Raw genomic sequence first — 15772 nt, forward strand, 5'->3', positions numbered from 1 at the left:
GCAACTGCGCGTCGCGCAATGTTGTTGGTATGCTTAGGACACCGGACGAACGTCCCCGCTTGCCCTCAGATGAAAATCGTCTTTCACTACGCCCACTACTGAGGAAGTGGGATTGTTGTAAGCCATCACAGCTCCCGTTCCATGGAGGGGTGAGCACGGTTCTTCACCTTCACCCAGTACTCCGGCGTCCGCCTCGATACGGCCGATCTCGATCGGATCAGCGTGGTGCTGCTACCCGCTTTTAAGGGATCGAGCCATCCTTGCACGGGGCCGGACAAAGCTTCCTCGGGAAGGCCTCCTGTACCTCGGAATTTCCGAGTGCGTTAGCTACCCAGGGAGGCGGGAGCTCGGTAAAATTTCCGTTCGTCCTGTGCGTGAGTTGCTGGCTATGCCTCGCTCCCCGTTCATCGTGCCGCACGTCGATCCCGACACCGATCTGGTGCTGAACGATTCTGGCAGGCTTGGGCGCGCCTGGTGTGAGGCTGACGAAGGCACTGACCGGGAGACGCTTCTCCGTCGCCTATTGGATGACCAGTATAGCCATCCCGTGCGGATCGTCGGGTTCGATGCCGCCGAGGGCCGGTCCCGTGATGTGACGATAGATATTGGCGACGAGTTGCGCCGGACATTGCAACCTTCCTTGGCTCCAGGAGCGTTAAGCATCGACGAGGAAGAGTCGTATCGGTGCACAATTGGCTTCATGACACCGTAAAGCCGCGCAAGGAAATCACAACACCGAGGCGCTGACTCATTCGGACGACTCAATCGCTGCGGCCGACTTGAAGCTCCCGCTGCATCTCCGCAAGAGCAAGCTGGAACGCCTTCTTGCCCGCCGGCCGGAAGGCATCTTCGTCAATCCGTTCGAGCGAGGTGAGATCGGCCCGGATCTCTTTCGCGCCGCGTGCGACATGGGTCTAGAAGGCTTGGTCTCTAAGCGTCGCGAGCGGCGGTCCTACGTCGCCGGCCCTTGCAAGTATTGGATCGAAGCCAAGCGCCGGCAGCATCCTACGATGGGCGGGAGCTGTAAATTCCAAATCCCTGAGAGTGTCAGACAGAACCTAGTGGCTGGTGAGCCCACCAATTTGTTTGAAGCCGTTCGCGGGCAAGCGCCATCCTGTTTCATTTCAGCATTGCAATTAAACTTGTGCGGCATCGCTCATCGAACGATGATTAGCTTGTAATCAGTCCGGGCGGAGACGTTTGATCCCGATCGATTTTGGCCCGGCGCCTTGCACTAAAAAAGACCGCCCTTTGGACGGTCTTTTTTCGTCGCTTTTTTAGCAAAGACCCCGGCGAGCTACAGCCCGCCGGGGCTCATGTCGGATCGTTGAGATCAGGTTAGCCATGGCCGGCTAGAAGGCGCCAAGAGATTTTGCGCTGTGCGCGATCAGTTGAAGCTCCGCAATACTGCGAGAAAATCTACTGAAGGTCTTCTTTCCACTCGCAGGTGGACGATGCGACCAAGACTATTCACGAGTACGTGCTTTTGCCCACAACCCGACCTTATAGGCCCTATGTGATTGTCTCAGACACCGCTCTCCCGCGCCTCCGTGCAGTTTGCTTCAAACGTTCGAGGCGCTCGTGCGTGAGATTAGGGCGAGAGGGGCAATGCATAACCGTGCCGCGCGAGCCAAGACAGCAACATTGAACAGGCAAGCGAGGCCAAGCCGCCCCACAGCCAAGAACGGCCGCCCGCAACGCTGATGGATCTCAGATACAGAAAAGCTCCGATCAGAGTTCCGTAGTTCCTCCGGAAGTCTCCATTGAGCTTGGCAATCTTTGACAACTCAGACGAGCTTTGGGATTCTTCCGCCATTCGGCCCGCTCCTCATTCGATCAGGAGCACCCTATGAACCACTGTTTTGCCCGACGGAGCAAGGAGATTTCGGAAGATCAGCATGTGTGTTTCGGATACGATTGTTCACACACGATAGGCAGGGCCTTTTTCAGCGTTCCAAGCTACTAGCAATTGGGAATTTGACTCTCGTCTGACCGCGCTTCGATGGGGATGCCCGCCCTCGACGCCACACACCCGCACTTGCGGATGGCCGTCCGCTCAAGATCACCTTCGGCGAGATGAGCGAGATGGGCTTGCGCGGTGTCCTGGTCTACTGCCACTGCGACAATCACGTCGCACTGGGCGCCGATCGCTGGCCGAACGACATACGCCTATCGGATCTTGAGCCACGTTTCGTCTGCCAGGGTTGCGGCAGCCGCGGCGCCGATGTCAGGCCGACTTCGAACGCGGCAATCCGCGGCTTGCGATCAGTACTATCGAAACGGATGGGAGCGAGGATCAATGTGGCGATCTATCACTCGAGAACCGCCTACAGCTCGGCAGAATTGAGGCTGAGACCACGACTGCAATGTCAAGGGCCCAGAATTTGGCGCCCGCATCAAGCCGCATGCTGTCGATCAAGGGCTCGAGTTGCACGAGAGCGGGAACTTATGTGACGCTGCTGACGTCAGGCGAGGATTTGCTGGCAAAGCCGTGCCATCGAAGCCAAGGCCCTTACCTAACCCACCAGATATATTGAGGCCGGATTCGAGATCTGATCCCGTATTTTGGGGAGGCGAATCACATGCGCGAGCAGGTCCGTGTCACTGAGCCGACGTTGGTCGATGTGCGCCCCAGGTGCGGCGATTGCCACGTCGTGACCTCCCTCAGATCGATCATTCTAGACTCGCGTGAAGGGCGCGAGATCTGCGTCTATCAGTGCTCGAATTGCAGCCGCCTCGTCTGGAGGGATTAGCCTCTCTCCAGAGTCCGCACGCGGGGCTTCTTCGATGGCCTGGGCCGTGTCGTCGGGCCGTCGCTTCTCGGGAGCACCTTCTCCGACATTGCAAGCTGCTCTCGTGATCTGGCAAGCAGGGCGAGGTAGTAAGCCCCGGCGTTGGCGCGAACAGGAACAAGGGCGGCCGCGTTGGCTTGTGAGTCTGCTGGCTCGTCGGCGGAGCGGCCCGGCCATACCCGAGCGCCCCTGCGAGCTGGGGCCGTCTCTCTGCAGAGTATCGGAGTAAGCGTATGCGTCCCTCGCCCTCGATTGTGCCGCTGGATCGTTTGGGCCGCGACATTTACGTGGTGCTGGAGGATTTCGGGGCGCGCGCCGGCTGCTCTTGGCGCCAAACCGAAGAGCAGGCGGATCGCGAGACCTTGCTACGGGACCTGATCTCGGGCCAGTATGCCTATCCCGTGCGGATCGTCGTCTTCAACGCCATCGAGGGCTGGTCCCGCGACGCGACAGATGCGCTCGCCGAACGCGCTGCTGATGAAAGGCTCGCTCTCTCGCCCGCGCTTGAGGCTTTCGTCCAGGCCAACGCCACGAGGCGCCTACACGTGCAGCTCGTCGGTGCTCATCATCCATCCTGCGGTGCCGAACAACCCAGGCCGGCAGCCCAAGTTCCCGCAGATTCCCGTCAGCCGATCCGCAGGTCTTCCGCTGACATCTTACCCGACCGCCCCGCCCTCAGCTCGTAGCTGATCCGCGCGCCTTCAGCCAAGCCTGTGTAGCCGGCTCTCTCGACGGCGCTGATGTGCACGAAGACGTCTGGGCTGCCGTCATCAGGCTGAATAAAGCCATAGCCTTTAGTCGTGTTGAACCACTTCACCTTACCCATCGCCACGTCAATATCTCCGAATCAATAAAGGTAATGTCGCGAAATCGAGCATAAGCTAGCAGCGCACGCCTGATTGTTCGATTCCGGACATAGCAGCGAGCCAGATCACGCGTTCGGGAGCAGCTCTGCCAACCGAGGCTGCCATGCTGGAATACGACGCGCCGAGCGCCCAACTGTTGCTCGATCCGCAATTCCGCGCTCCTGGATCGGATGGCACGCATCTTCAAATTCTTGGGTCGGTGGAGTAAGAGCAAAGCGCTGAAGCGGAAGCAATTCCGCTGGTGGCCCATGCCAAGGAGCCCAAGGTTCATCAGACCTCGGCTGTCGTTAGTAAACTGAAAAGGCCGAGTATCGGCCGCACCGACGCGAATGCCCCAAAGCGGGCAGGCATCGGACCAAGCACCATCATAGTGGCTCAGCCAAAGACACCTTCAAGGCGCGGGATTCTTCGGAACGTAGCCACGGCGTTTTTTGCGGACGAGCCAAGCCTCGAGCGCTTCGACGGCCTGGACCCTCCCCGCAAACAGATCCATCCGCCGGCGACCGCGTTGGCCGAGACGCCCCCATTCGCGCACCAACGCTGTGTCGCCGAACAGAGTCGGCTCGATCGTGAGGACATAGAACCTGGCCATGTTGCAGGCCGGATCGCACCGTTGGAGCACGAGGTATGGCACAGTGAGTTCGGACATGCGTAAGAATCGCAACTGTCGAAACCACCGTCCAATTAATTTATCGAATCGATCATGCCTCTCGATTCAGAAGTTTAATACCGGTGATGAAAGCCACTGAAGTGTTCAGCGATCCGTCTCGGAAAAACATATGGGCTGTTTGCGCTTTTTGCTGAGAAGAAAATGGGGGGCACCCTGCGGACCGGGCTGTTGGCTGCGCTGAAGCCCCGCGAGCGGGTCTTCCCCCTTACGGGCTAGCATCCCTGACGCGAAGCGGCCCAAGTCCCCGAACGAGCCAGCTGCTGGCTCTATCGGAAGCTCCCACGCATAAGCGTCGGACCCGAACTCCCAAATGCAAGCGATTGCCTAGGACCTCGAGGACATCGAACGGACGCGGAAATTGCGCGGAGCAACCGCCAGGTGGGCAGGCTTTCGCTTCGGACAAAAGGGACGGCGGCTGTTCTCGCGCTCAATCAGACCGGCACTGCGTCCGCGGAACGAACCATGTGCGTTTCGGCTCACATGCTCCCGGTAGAGGACCAACCCGCTCTCGAATGGCTTTCCTTGGTTCTGGTGCGGCCTTCCACGATCAACCCGCAAGGGGTTCGCTACGCAAGCGTGCAACCTCTCCGGCTTCGCCTCCGAGGTGACCGCAGCCGCCCCTGAACACGTCGGCGCCTGTCGAGCGGGGATGGTCCCCGCCGCAAGACGGGAGCCTTCAATGTCGCACAATCTCGCCCTCGCTCAGAACCACGCCTTCGATCTGGCCCGCACGCTGATGGTGCCTGTCATCCTTTTCCAGACTGAGAACGAGTTCGGCGTGATGGTCTCCAGCGAATACGACGGCGACCAGGACGCCATCGTCCATGAATACGACCCCTGGTGCCCGGCTCATTGAGCCGGGTGACCGGCTGCCGCTGGCGCCATGCCGTCTGCAAGGGAAGCTTCGCCGCGCACATGATGCGGCGACTGGCGGTTGGTCAGCGCGCCCTTGCATTCGGCAGGCTTCGCGACCGGTCGGGAAGGTGCCGCAAGACTAGGAACAAGTGAGACCAACAGAAGAAGGGGCTGGACGTCGCTTGCGCGACCCCGGTGCAGACAAATGGACAAAAGAGAAATTGAAGAGCTGCGCGAAAAGGTTGGCTGCGCAGCTATGCTGGAGAAAGACGGCTGGAAGGTCGATGTCAAGGAAAGCACCCGGCGGGCGATCAAATATCGCCGCGACAGCAGCATCGTCATTGTCATCCATCAAGGCCGCGGCTGGTTCGATCCGTTATCGCCGGCGAAAGGGGACGTGTTTTCGCTAGCCGAACACCTTGGCGCGGACGGTTTCGTCCAGGCGTTTGACCGTGTTGCGGATGTGGTTGGCTTCGTCCCCTGCGCACCAGCGTGGCGGCGCGCGGCGAGGCCCAAGGCCCTCGCATCCGTTGCGGAACGGTGGAAACGTCGTTTCAGGCCGCGCCCCGGCTCGCCATCGTGGCGTTATCTCACCGCCGAGCGCGGAGTGCCATCCGACATCGTGAATCAGGCGGTCGCGAGCGATCGGTTGCGAGAGGGCCCCCAAGGCAGCATGTGGGCGGCGCATAGCGATTCTGCTGGAGCGCTCACAGGCTGGGAGGAGCGTGGACCCTCATGGCGTGGCTTCGCCACGGACGGCGGCAAGGAGCTTTTTCGCTTCGGGTCTGCGGCGGCCGAGCGGATCTGCATCACCGAGGCTGCCATCGATGCAATGAGCCTCGCCGCAATCGAAGTCCTGCGCCCTGACACCCTTTATGTCAGCACCGGTGGCGGCTGGTCGCCCGCGACCGATGTCGCCGTCCGCCGGCTGGCCAACCGCGCCAACGCTTGGCTCGTGGCGGCAACTGACAACAATCGCCAAGGCGACATCTACGCCGACCGTGTTCGTGCCATCGCCGCCGAAGCAAGTGCGCGGTATGCCCGATTGCGGCCGTGCGCCGGCGACTGGAATGAGGATTTAAGGGTCTAACGGCTACGTGTTGATGTGGCTCGCAACGGCGAGGCGCGGCGTGGTGACGCCGCGCCACGCCCTGCGCATGAGTGGGTCTCTGATTCCTCGGCGTTGAGCGAAGGGAGAAGGAGATCGAACAATGAGGGAGGAAAAATGAAATGGGAATGAAGCGCTGCCGCACGCCCGGCCGTCGCCTCAAGGGTGAAGCTTCGCCCGCGTTCGGCGGCCCTTGACTCGCCGGACCGGAGATGCGGCCGGCGACGAGGTGTGATGAAGGGCTGAAGTGACGAAGGATCAGCCGGATCGCTCGCGCTGTCAGTCCGGCCAGACCAAAGAGGAGCCGCCCATGCACACCTCCCCGAGCATCCGCAAAGTCTTCGAAGGCGTTGGGACACGCCACGAGATGCACCGCTTGTTCAACCGCCATCGTAGTGACCCTGCGATGGCCGAAGGTGAAGGCCAACAGCTCTTCGTCGGCGCATGGTTCGAGATAAACGAGCGGGAGCACGACTACGTGCTCGAGATCCTGCCGCCGCTGTTCATGCGCGCTGACATGTTCGCGATGCGCGAATTCATGACTGGTAACGTCACCAGCATCTTCTTCGCGCTTGCCATCGACGGAAGGCGGCGCTGGTTCCATGGCTATTGCGATCTTTCCGATCGGCTGTCGCCCGAGCGCATGAAGGCTGCGATCATCGAGCGCGAGTCACGGCCCCTGCGCGCAATGACGCGCGACGAGCGGCTCGAGCACATCTGGTCGAGCACGCATGACGATTATCGCGGCTATGCCGGCGAACGCTGGCCGCAGGCCATTCGCGGCCGCCGCACAGTGCTCGTCTATGCCGGCCAGAGCGGCACAGTCCTGAAGCTGCTCGCCGACCTCACCGAGGCAGAGATCGCGGCCAAGCTGCCGGTGCAGTTCCGCCATCTGCCGGAGACGGTTCCAGCCTAGCCCGACCTCCCCTGCCCCTTCCGCGGCAGCCCAGCCTCGCGCCGCGCGTCGCATTTCAGAACCCGGGCCGCCGCCGGCCCACTCATCAATTCCCGCAACACCGTGCCGTCCGTCGCGGCCCGCGCCGGCGGAGCGCGGCGCGCGCTCAACTGGACAACATTTCCCATGTCGCATGACTATCCTTTCACCCTCGACCTCTTCGGCAATACCACTCTTTCATCCAGCCTCGGCCTCGGCTTCACGGCCTTCGCTGCCGATTTCGGCGGTGACGACGACCATGAGCATGACCCAGCGCCATCGACGCTGGCCTCGGTAAGGCCGGCGAACGTCTCCCGATTCCGGTAGCGGCGCCACCTACTACGGCAACCGCCGGTTTGCGCGCCATGCCACCACGCTGTTCGATCAGGACGGCAAGCTCGTCCTCGACTTGGACGCATTGCGCGTTGCGGCGCGCTCGATCCTCGTTGGCGTTCTCGCCGCTTCGGCTTCGTCGTAGATGAGACCCGCCACCCGGTCTATTCCGAACCGTCGAGCTTCATCGGCTGGCAGGGAAGGAGGTCGCCATGAAGCTTCTCCCGAACGCCTCGCCCAGCTTTCGCGCGTGGAGGAGGCGCGTCGCCAGAAGCAGCGCCAGCTCGACATGATCGATCGTCAGATCATCCGCCGCACGACGGGGCTCATCGGCAGCAAGCGGTCTGGATATCGTCTTGGCAAGTCGCCCGATCCGAGTGCATCCATCGAACGCTATCGTTCGAACCTTGCGGCGATCACGGCAGAGCGCCAATCTGAGATCGACGCGCTTTCGCGCAAGCTCGCCCGGCAGGATGCTGCGGTTGAGATGCTGCGTTCTCGATGCGCCTGAGTCTCGCCCCCCTCGTGATGACCCGGAATGCAAGGACGAATGTCGCAGTCCGGCCGACCATTGTCCGCGCAAGCGGCATGGCGCTGCGGCCTAGCGGAGAGCCGACCTTGCGGCTCGCGCAGACGAACGGCTCGATCACGCCGCGAATCTGGCGGTCTGTTGAGTCGAACCTTTCCGCATTCGCCAACCCGGCCCACACCCTGTCGGCTCTCCCCTCGTGTTTGCTGCGGTCTGCGCCGCCGGCGGTCCGCTTCAAGGCCAAGTCGCAAGCGACCGGAGACCGCCGATCTCGGCAAGGCCCGGCCGCGTTCGGCGCAGGGCTCCAGCAAGCTGGACCTGCTTGTCCGCAGCCGGACCTCGCTCGCCTGGCGATCCCCGGACCTTGAAGCGGCCCTCATCCCGGCGGCGCTCGGCGACCGCACCCGAAGGGAGGTCCGGCAGGGGCCGGATCGAACCAGACGGCGATAGCTTTGAAAGGAATTCACAATGACCAAACCTGCTCGTTCCTCTCGCGCCAGCGCCCGTGTCATCCCGCTTCGCAAGGGCACCACTCTCGAAATGGTCCGGCTCGCCTGCCCCGACGCGGCACAGGCACAGCGCATCTCCGAAAGCTTCGGCCTTGCGATCCTCGACAGCGAAGGCATCCGTGATCTGCATGAGCGGCTCATCATCGAAACTACCGACGCGCTCAAGGACGGCCTGAGTGAACGCGCGATGCAGATTCACCTTCAACGGATCGTCGGCGCTTACGTCGGCTCCGCCCACGGCGCCGGCCAGTTCTACACCCGCGCAGTCACCGAAGCACGAGATGCGACCGCCAAGCTCGCCAACGACGGCCGCGATGAGGACCTCGATGGTCCGGTCGGCTTCCATAGCCAGGCACAGCGCAAGCGTGAATTCGCCGCCGACATGGGCGTGCAGTCTCACGCGCTTCGCATGGCCGCCGAGGGCGCCGTCGCCGCCTACGAAAAAGTCGTCGGCGAGACCTGGAAGCCTTTCGAGCGTCCCGTCGACCCCACGACCGATACCGTCGGCAGGAAGGCGGCCAAGGCGCAAATGTCGGCGTTCGACTAACAGTCAGCGCGGGGCCTCGGCCCCGCGCCTTCCGCTGCAGCCATCTCGCGGGCCGGTATGCCAGACCGGCGCATCTTCGTGTCGCCGCTGCAACAAAGGGCGCCTCCCCGTTCTACGCGCCATCGTCGGCTCCTCCCGGTCCGTGGTCCTGCGCCGGACCCCATGCCCGCGCAACGGCTTTGCCGTCCTTCGCGCTGCTTCGGCCCTGCGGGTGCGCGGACCTTGGGCCCGGCGTTTGCGGACCCCGTGAGGAGCCGCGATGGGCGCGGCCTCCCGAACGGAGGTCATTATAATGAACAGGAGCGGAGAAAAGGCGCGAGGCGACCTGTACGCCCGCATCACGGACTGCATTGTCGCTGAGCTCGAACGCGGCGTGCGCCCCTGGGTTCAACCTTGGGCCGCCGCGAATATGGCAGGCCACATCACGCGACCGCTGCGGCACAACGGCCAGCCCTATACGGGCATCAACGTCGTGCTGCTTTGGTCAGAAGCCGTCGCGCGCGGCTTCCGCTGTCCGATCTGGATGACGTTCAAGCAGGCTAGCGAACTCGGCGCGCATGTCCGTAAGGGCGAGACCGGCAGCACTGTGGTGTATGCGAGCCGCTTCACCAAGACGGAGACCGACGCTCACGGCGGTGAAGTTGAAAGGGATATCCCCTTCCTGAAGGCGTATACCGTCTTTTGCGTCGACCAGATCGATGGCTTGCCCGAGCATTATTATGGTCGGCCGGCCGCTGTCGCATCAACGATTGAGCGTAACGCGGGCGCCGACGCGTTCTTTGCCAACACCGGCGCGATTGTTCGGCATGGCGGCTCGATGGCGTTTTACGCGCCCTCGTCCGATCACATTCAGATGCCGGCGATCGAAAGTTTTCGCGACACTGCCTCCTATGTCGCCGTCAGAGCCCATGAGACCGTGCACTGGACCGCTCCTGCTCACCGCGTTAATCGCGATCTCAGCCGGTACAGCAAAGATCGGAGCGAACGCGCGCGCGAAGAGTTGGTCGCCGAACTCGGGAGCTGTTTCCTCTGCGCGGATCTCGGGATCTCTCCCGAACTCGAACCGCGACCCGATCATGCAAGCTACCTCGCATCGTGGTTGGAAGTCTTGTCGAGTGAGATGCGCTTTATCTTCTCGGCTGCCGCGCATGCGCAACGCGCTGTGGCCTATCTGCACGACCAGCAGCCGAAGGCCGCTGAGGTCGAGGAGGCAGCATGATGAGCGCATAACGTGATTGGCGCCGACGCTTGCCGGCCCCTAGTTATCCGGTGGCTCAGCTCAGAGATGCGGCCTCTTGTTGGCCGCTCGAGGGCCAGCGTTCCTTCATTCCTCGTGCTGCGCCACCTGATTGCGGCCTTGCGTTCCGTCCTTCGAGGAGGACGACGTTCTGATTTCGCGCGGGTCGTCGCTGTGCTGAGCAAATCTCGCTCGCGGCCTGCGGATTCACTTTCGAGCCGCGTCGCTCTCTTGACAGCCGAGCAGCACGCCTACCTTCCCGTTTCGGGCATCGACCCGTAAGCCTCAGCAGTTGAAAAATATGTGCCGCGAGCGGTGATCGGGTTCTTTCGTCGGTCAAGGTTTCGATGATCGTCATTGTCGTTTTCCTCGGCCGTTTCTTCTGGCACACCCACGTCGTCCTCGATTGGCATGTCTGACCGAAGGGCGCCGTCGCTTAAGCGCCGCCTCGCTCTTGTCCCCGCAACAGCCGGTTACGACTTTCTTCCCCTGGCCGCTGCGCGCCCATTCCTCGCGCAAGCCAAGAAAGTCGTGCCCTGGCTGCCCTCTACTGCGTGCCGGCCCCTTTGGGGTGCGGGTTGATCGCCTCCGGTCTGTCGCCAGCCATCGAGGCCGCGATGGGCGGCCCGGGAAACTGAAAGGACACGACAATGGCGACCATCGGCACCTTCACTTCGACCGGCAACGGCTTCACCGGCACGGTTCGCACCCTCGCTCTCAATGCCAAAGCCAAGCTGGTTCGGGTCGAGAACCCCTCCGACAAGGGACCGCACTTCCGCATCTTCGCCGGCAATGTCGAGCTGGGAGCGGCTTGGCAGAAAACCGCCAGGGACACCGAACGCGATTACCTCTCCGTCAAGCTGGACGATCCGAGCTTCCCGGCTCCGATCTATGCCACCCTGATCGAGGTGGAGGGCCAGGACGGCCTCCAGCTCATCTGGTCTCGCCCGAATCGGGATTGAAGGCCCAGCAACGGCCCCGCCGAAAGGCGGGGCCATTTGCCCGCTGTCGCAGTCTCGGCTCACGGGGCGGTGACAGTCTCTGGTGCATGTCATTCAGATGTATTACATCTAGCTGCGGATGTGAATAAGGAGGTCGTTATGGCTTCGAATGCCTTGGTCCAAACCCGCATCGATGCGGACGTGAAGGAAAAGGCCACTGCGGTCCTGGAGAACATGGGTCTCACGGTATCCGACGCCGTTCGGATCTTGCTGACGCGCACGGCCAATGAAGGGATGCTTCCTCTGGAACTCGTGAGCAACAGCCAAGCTTACGATAGCTGGTTTCGTGAGAAGGTGCGCCAGGCGTTGGCCGACACGCGACCCGATATCGATGATTCCGAGGTCGAAACGCATTTCACACAACGCCGTGCCGCTGCGCTTCGAAAGGCATCGGAGCAGGAACGGTGAAACTCGTCTGGTCGCGCTTCGCGTTGTCCGATCGCGACAGCATTTTCAGCTACATCGAGGCCGAGAATCCTCGTGCCGCGGTTCATGTCGACGAACAGATTGCGAATGCCGCGCGGCGCCTGCTCGACTTTCCGGATAGCGGTCGGCCGGGGCGTGTCGCCGGGACGCGCGAGTTGGTCATTCCGCGTACATCTTACGTCGCGGCGTACCTGGTCGACGGCGATACCGTCCGCATCTTGCGCGTGCTCCATGGCGCGCAGATGTGGCCCGACGAAGTTACCAACGACGATTGAGGCGGCTCCGTACAGTATCGTGCGACCAGCTGGACGGGCAAGTTTCGGTTTATTGCTTATATCGTAGGTTGGCTACGATAAGTATGATCAAACTAAACCTTCAAGCCTTCGTGCGCGTGCGTGCCGGACGAATAAAGGCTTGGTCAGCGTCTCGAGCGTGACCGGAGTTTTCGTCACACCCTCGGGCGCTGGAAACGGCCGCTGCGCTGGATTTCAACCGCGCGGCATTTTTGTTGGCGCCTTTTTCATCTGGGCGAGACGGCCTTTCTGCCGAGCGTTCCCAGCACGGACTTTCGCCTCTACAGGACACCCCACGCCCGATAGCGTCCCCGGCCGGTCGCCTCGCGAAGGCCGAGCTCGGCGACCAGGTTTTGGGCAGCACGGGGAGTAATCCCGAGTTCTGCCGCGATCATCCCCGCGGAGACGATCGGCCTGGTCAGCACGTAGTCCAGGAGAGCCGGTAGTTTTGAAGTGGCCCGACGGCCGGCGAGTTTGCGGGCAAGCAGATTTCTGGTCATCAGCCAACGGTCGTGGTCCTTACGGCCGGACTCGGCGGCGGCCGTCATGGCATCGAGTTGCACGACCAAACGCGCTGCGGCGTCGCGTGGCCGCCGGCGCTCACGCGGAATGCTTTTCAGCCCAACATACAGGCACGGCAGATGCCAGCGTGTTTTGCCGCGGTCCCTCAACAATGCCGCACCGAGCAGGCGGCCGAGCCAAGGCGTGTGCTCGAGCGGCTCGATCTCACCCCAGGCCTCGGTGGCAATCGCCCCCGCGAGGGTGGGCGGCAAGCCCCGAGTCATGTTGACCACGTCGCGCCAGCGATCGAGGCGTCCCTCCTCGTCCCAGTCGGGATCGTAGATGAGGGAATCCCGCTCCGGCCGGAACCTGGTCTCGTCGGCAAGCCTACGCTCCGTTCTGGCGTTTGCGGCGTCGACGGCAGCGAACGCGGAGGCCAAATGGGAATCGGCCTCATTGGCACCGAGCGGCTCTTCGAGATTCATGTCATCCCGTTCGGCATCCTCGTCGAACTCAAGACTTCCTTCACCTGCGTTCCAGTTGCTCCTCTCCTCTTCCCGCTCGCCCCGGCCGCGCAGGCTAGCGAGTCCAGTAGCTGACAGTGCCCAATCGGGCTTCGCCTCGGCGATGCGTCGACGGGCGCGTAGAACGGCATGGGCGCGGGTCAGCTCATGGGTGGGAGCGCGGACGTCCATGCCGGCGTCATGAAGCACGAGGTCTTCGAGGTGGACAAGTTCGCCATCCAGCCACAGACTGGCGCAGGCATCTGTGAAGTGCGTTCGGCTGATTGCGCCGTCGCGGATGGGGCTTTTAGCCAGCCGCTCGTCGAGGCGAGCCACGGCATCTTCGGCTGCGGCGAGCGGCCCAACGAGATGGGCCCAAGGCAGCGGATCGGGGATTTGGTAGGTCGGCAGCAAGGTCCTGATAACCTTAAGTGGAACCAGCGAAACGGAAGCTAACACGGCTTTCGTTTCCGTCATAGCGACATCGATTCCGAACCGTTCGGGATTCGACTTTTCGGCTCGCAAATCGACGGTTATGGGGGCCTTGACCCTGACTAGCCACCGTGGGCGTCGCCAAGCCGCCGAGAAGATGCGCCACTGGTCGGCTCCCCTGCCCTCTTCCGGACACCTTCGGCCGCCGTCGGCACTCAGATGTCCTCCTCGGTCAGGTTGATCGTCCGAATGGCCGTGCGGTCACGGCTCTTGAGCTGACGTCCTGCGAATCAGCGTTCATTAGTTCTGCCACGCTCAGGCCGCCTTCGATAGTAGCTCGTGTCAGGCCGCCTCGATGTCGGTTTGCGGAAAATGGGCGGCCCTTGAACATCAACGGTTCACCGCGATGGGGCGAACAGTATCCGAAATTGAGCCGCGCCAGGTCTCGGCCTTTGCCGAAGCGGTGGCCTTGAGCGCGATGCGGGCTGTTTCGGGCGCCACGTCCACCATTTTGATTTCCATCAGCGCGAGGATAGCTCTCGACCGCTTCGGCTGCCGCGGCGATCGGCAGGTCTAGCACGCGGGCGATGGCAATCGCCACCCTCCCCCAGGCCTGCGGCGAGGTCAGCCGGTCGCGCTATGCTGCACGCGCGCCACAACCGGCGCGCATCGTCTTCGTCGGTCACCATCGTGGTGAGCGCCGAAGCATCGATGAACATCAGGAATCCTCGTACAGGCTGTCGCGGAACGCCTTGTCAGCAGGCTTGCCGCTCTGCGGATTACCCTTTGCCTTCAAATCGCGACAAAACTGGACGCCCAGGCCGACCAATGACGGCTTGTCCTGCTCGCGCTCGAGTTCATGGGCGAGTGCCGTGTGAACGGCCTCGGTCAGTCCGATGTTCTTCAGCGCCGCGACCCTGCGGGCTAGCGCGTCGGTCTCCGGTTTCTTCATATGGAAGGCCATGGGCGCTCCTCTAGCGGATGTCGTGTAGGCATTCCGGATACACCGTGCGAAGGCTGGAATTCTCGCGAAATTTGATGGAAAAGATCGTAAAACGCAGTGAGGCCGGAGGTTTCTATGGTTAGCATTTTATGAATGCCACCCCCCCCCCCCCCCCGGCGTTCTTGGCCCTATTTCCCATCAGCACCATAACCTCGATCGCGCTGCGGCCGAGGACGACTTCGTCCCAGCTCCCGAATTCATCATTGCGCGGGATCAGCGAGGGCAGGCGCGCGCGGGCGGCCGGAGGCATAGATTGTTGTCAGCTGACAACATCCATTTCCTTGCTAGGCCCAGGCTCTTGTTGTCAGCTGACAACAATTCATTGCGGGTGGCGACCCAAGACGGCAGCGAAAAGCGATTTTCTGCCCAAAATCGGCGCCATTCGGCCTCATGCAAACGCGCGAATTGGATTGTAAAGCCGCCTTGCTGCGTGTCGAGGAGTGCCGCTCCGAACTGGATGCTGTGGATCAACTCCCTGACAGGTGGGATCGAGGCGTCTTCGGCTGGTTCTTCCCGACGATCCACGGTCATGCCAGCACGCCGATGCCGACCATGATCACTGAAGGTCCGGCGGCGCCCCGCCTGCCCGATCGCGACGCCCGTCATCCGTTGCGCAGGTATCTGGACTAAGAGATTGTTGTCAGCTGACAACAATCTGCGCGGCGTCCCCATGGACTACCTCTCCCGCTATCGAAACGTCTCGTCCAGGCAGCGAGCCGCTGGGGCGAGCTCGCGGCGACCTCGAAGGCTTGCGATCGTATCCTGAGGCACCGGGTTGCCAGACGCAAAGGTGGATGCGGCCCCGGGGCGAGATCGGTCCGCCCACCGTGCCGATCAAGGTGTTCGCCCGACTGCGCATTGGCTTCCCTCGCCGAAATAGATCGCGTGCGCAGCCGATAAGGAGGCGCCTCAACGCACCAGGTGGTATTCGGTCTTGCGGCTGCTGGTCCGGGGACAGCGAGCGCGAATGACCCGAATGCACTCGGTCGATTGCTCTAGGCCCGGCTGATTGGCGGAGGCCTACTACCGTGCGGGCTTGCTTGTTACCCTTGCGAGCGGCGGCCTAGCGAAGTGCCGCAGTGGCGCATCGATCATACTGCGATGGCCCAGCGCGCTGCGGGACCAGCCCCGCAAGATCCGGTCGCTCACCACCGGCTCCGGCGCTTCAACGTGAGGGGAGGGCGCTTTTCGGGGAGCCGGCGGTGTTGGGTATAACCGCCGTGGCTTATGAGG

General features: G+C 62.3%; 18 protein-coding genes and 1 pseudogene. 14 read left to right on the plus strand and 5 right to left on the minus strand.

Translation table 11 applies throughout. From position 1 onward, the window contains the following. Positions 1 to 388 precede the first annotated feature (388 nt). From BM222_RS28325 to BM222_RS28340, 3 genes and pseudogenes are all read left to right on the plus strand, one after another. Entirely contained in the window at positions 389 to 712 is a 324-nt protein-coding gene (locus tag BM222_RS28325; protein ID WP_244547274.1) for a hypothetical protein, read from the plus strand. 67 nt (positions 713 to 779) lie between these two features. Further along, entirely contained in the window at positions 780 to 1181 is a 402-nt protein-coding gene (locus BM222_RS42305) for a DNA ligase-like domain-containing protein (protein WP_349509878.1), read from the plus strand. Positions 1182 to 3025: 1844 nt separating this feature from the next. Continuing rightward, a pseudogene (locus tag BM222_RS28340) lies at positions 3026 to 3346 on the plus strand (hypothetical protein); the annotation flags it as partial. Positions 3347 to 3417: 71 nt separating this feature from the next. Here the strand turns inward: BM222_RS28340 and BM222_RS28345 are convergent. Together BM222_RS28345 and BM222_RS28350 are read right to left on the minus strand one after the other, a co-directional pair. Further along, positions 3418 to 3624 (minus strand): cold-shock protein, encoded by a 207-nt coding sequence (locus BM222_RS28345; protein WP_092235453.1) that lies wholly within the window; start codon positions 3622 to 3624, stop codon positions 3418 to 3420. A 425-nt stretch (positions 3625 to 4049) separates the two neighbouring features. Continuing rightward, positions 4050 to 4307 carry a WGR domain-containing protein gene (locus tag BM222_RS28350; protein ID WP_092235456.1) on the minus strand — a complete coding sequence of 86 codons (258 nt, stop codon included), beginning with the start codon at positions 4305 to 4307 and terminating at the stop codon, positions 4050 to 4052. Positions 4308 to 5007: 700 nt separating this feature from the next. On the opposite strand from BM222_RS28350, the gene BM222_RS41365 reads away from it, so the two are divergent. From BM222_RS41365 to BM222_RS28395, 10 genes are all read left to right on the plus strand, one after another. After that, positions 5008 to 5184 carry a hypothetical protein gene (locus BM222_RS41365; protein WP_177243520.1) on the plus strand — a complete coding sequence of 59 codons (177 nt, stop codon included), beginning with the start codon at positions 5008 to 5010 and terminating at the stop codon, positions 5182 to 5184. Positions 5185 to 5388: 204 nt separating this feature from the next. Beyond that, positions 5389 to 6273, plus strand: a complete 885-nt coding sequence (locus BM222_RS28355; RefSeq protein ID WP_092235458.1) for a DUF3991 and toprim domain-containing protein — start codon at positions 5389 to 5391, stop codon at positions 6271 to 6273. 328 nt (positions 6274 to 6601) lie between these two features. Then, entirely contained in the window at positions 6602 to 7207 is a 606-nt protein-coding gene (locus BM222_RS28360; RefSeq protein WP_092235598.1) for a DUF1419 domain-containing protein, read from the plus strand. A 165-nt stretch (positions 7208 to 7372) separates the two neighbouring features. Further along, positions 7373 to 7552 (plus strand): hypothetical protein, encoded by a 180-nt coding sequence (locus tag BM222_RS28365; protein WP_092235461.1) that lies wholly within the window; start codon positions 7373 to 7375, stop codon positions 7550 to 7552. 256 nt (positions 7553 to 7808) lie between these two features. Then, a complete protein-coding gene (locus BM222_RS28370) occupies positions 7809 to 8069 on the plus strand; it encodes a hypothetical protein (protein ID WP_244547275.1) in 261 nt (86 codons plus the stop codon). A gap of 486 nt (positions 8070 to 8555) precedes the next feature. Beyond that, entirely contained in the window at positions 8556 to 9143 is a 588-nt protein-coding gene (locus BM222_RS28375) for a hypothetical protein (protein ID WP_092235465.1), read from the plus strand. A 292-nt stretch (positions 9144 to 9435) separates the two neighbouring features. Further along, entirely contained in the window at positions 9436 to 10362 is a 927-nt protein-coding gene (locus tag BM222_RS28380) for an ArdC family protein (RefSeq protein ID WP_092235604.1), read from the plus strand. Positions 10363 to 11030: 668 nt separating this feature from the next. Then, on the plus strand, positions 11031 to 11342 hold the full coding sequence (locus BM222_RS28385; protein WP_074448716.1) for a DUF736 domain-containing protein: 312 nt from the start codon (positions 11031 to 11033) through the stop codon (positions 11340 to 11342). Positions 11343 to 11480: 138 nt separating this feature from the next. Then, complete coding sequence (locus BM222_RS28390; protein ID WP_092235468.1) at positions 11481 to 11789, plus strand: type II toxin-antitoxin system RelB/DinJ family antitoxin; 309 nt, start codon at positions 11481 to 11483, stop codon at positions 11787 to 11789. Further along, a complete protein-coding gene (locus BM222_RS28395; protein WP_092235471.1) occupies positions 11786 to 12082 on the plus strand; it encodes a type II toxin-antitoxin system RelE/ParE family toxin in 297 nt (98 codons plus the stop codon). Before BM222_RS28390 ends, BM222_RS28395 begins: the two co-directional genes overlap by 4 nt. Before the next feature lie 299 nt (positions 12083 to 12381). Here BM222_RS28395 and BM222_RS28400 read toward each other — a convergent pair whose 3' ends face one another. Then, positions 12382 to 13581 (minus strand): RHE_PE00001 family protein, encoded by a 1200-nt coding sequence (locus BM222_RS28400; RefSeq protein WP_177243521.1) that lies wholly within the window; start codon positions 13579 to 13581, stop codon positions 12382 to 12384. A 310-nt stretch (positions 13582 to 13891) separates the two neighbouring features. Between BM222_RS28400 and BM222_RS41370 the strand changes: the two genes are divergently transcribed. Beyond that, on the plus strand, positions 13892 to 14113 hold the full coding sequence (locus BM222_RS41370; protein ID WP_177243522.1) for a hypothetical protein: 222 nt from the start codon (positions 13892 to 13894) through the stop codon (positions 14111 to 14113). Between the two features lie 141 nt (positions 14114 to 14254). On the opposite strand, the gene BM222_RS28410 is transcribed toward BM222_RS41370, so the two are convergent. Together BM222_RS28410 and BM222_RS40325 are read right to left on the minus strand one after the other, a co-directional pair. Further along, positions 14255 to 14500: a type II toxin-antitoxin system VapB family antitoxin gene (locus tag BM222_RS28410; RefSeq protein ID WP_092235474.1), complete on the minus strand. Its 246-nt coding sequence runs from the start codon at positions 14498 to 14500 to the stop codon at positions 14255 to 14257. 252 nt (positions 14501 to 14752) lie between these two features. After that, positions 14753 to 15211 carry a hypothetical protein gene (locus tag BM222_RS40325; protein ID WP_143106071.1) on the minus strand — a complete coding sequence of 153 codons (459 nt, stop codon included), beginning with the start codon at positions 15209 to 15211 and terminating at the stop codon, positions 14753 to 14755. Positions 15212 to 15772 lie beyond the last annotated feature (561 nt).

Origin of the sequence: Bradyrhizobium sp. Gha (genome assembly GCF_900113735.1) — a bacterium.
Taxonomy (GTDB): Bacteria; Pseudomonadota; Alphaproteobacteria; order Rhizobiales; family Xanthobacteraceae; genus Bradyrhizobium.

Coding starts and splice junctions, on each gene's coding strand:
- BM222_RS40325 (WP_143106071.1), bottom strand. CDS start 15,211: ATGGGGACGCCGCGCAGATTGTTGTCAGCTGACAACAATCTCTTAGTC.
- BM222_RS28360 (WP_092235598.1), top strand. CDS start 6,602: ATGCACACCTCCCCGAGCATCCGCAAAGTCTTCGAAGGCGTTGGGACA.
- BM222_RS28380 (WP_092235604.1), top strand. CDS start 9,436: ATGAACAGGAGCGGAGAAAAGGCGCGAGGCGACCTGTACGCCCGCATC.
- BM222_RS28375 (WP_092235465.1), top strand. CDS start 8,556: ATGACCAAACCTGCTCGTTCCTCTCGCGCCAGCGCCCGTGTCATCCCG.
- BM222_RS41365 (WP_177243520.1), top strand. CDS start 5,008: ATGTCGCACAATCTCGCCCTCGCTCAGAACCACGCCTTCGATCTGGCC.
- BM222_RS28390 (WP_092235468.1), top strand. CDS start 11,481: ATGGCTTCGAATGCCTTGGTCCAAACCCGCATCGATGCGGACGTGAAG.
- BM222_RS28410 (WP_092235474.1), bottom strand. CDS start 14,500: ATGGCCTTCCATATGAAGAAACCGGAGACCGACGCGCTAGCCCGCAGG.
- BM222_RS28385 (WP_074448716.1), top strand. CDS start 11,031: ATGGCGACCATCGGCACCTTCACTTCGACCGGCAACGGCTTCACCGGC.
- BM222_RS28325 (WP_244547274.1), top strand. CDS start 389: ATGCCTCGCTCCCCGTTCATCGTGCCGCACGTCGATCCCGACACCGAT.
- BM222_RS28355 (WP_092235458.1), top strand. CDS start 5,389: ATGGACAAAAGAGAAATTGAAGAGCTGCGCGAAAAGGTTGGCTGCGCA.
- BM222_RS41370 (WP_177243522.1), top strand. CDS start 13,892: ATGTCGGTTTGCGGAAAATGGGCGGCCCTTGAACATCAACGGTTCACC.
- BM222_RS28365 (WP_092235461.1), top strand. CDS start 7,373: ATGTCGCATGACTATCCTTTCACCCTCGACCTCTTCGGCAATACCACT.
- BM222_RS28400 (WP_177243521.1), bottom strand. CDS start 13,581: ATGACGGAAACGAAAGCCGTGTTAGCTTCCGTTTCGCTGGTTCCACTT.
- BM222_RS28350 (WP_092235456.1), bottom strand. CDS start 4,307: ATGTCCGAACTCACTGTGCCATACCTCGTGCTCCAACGGTGCGATCCG.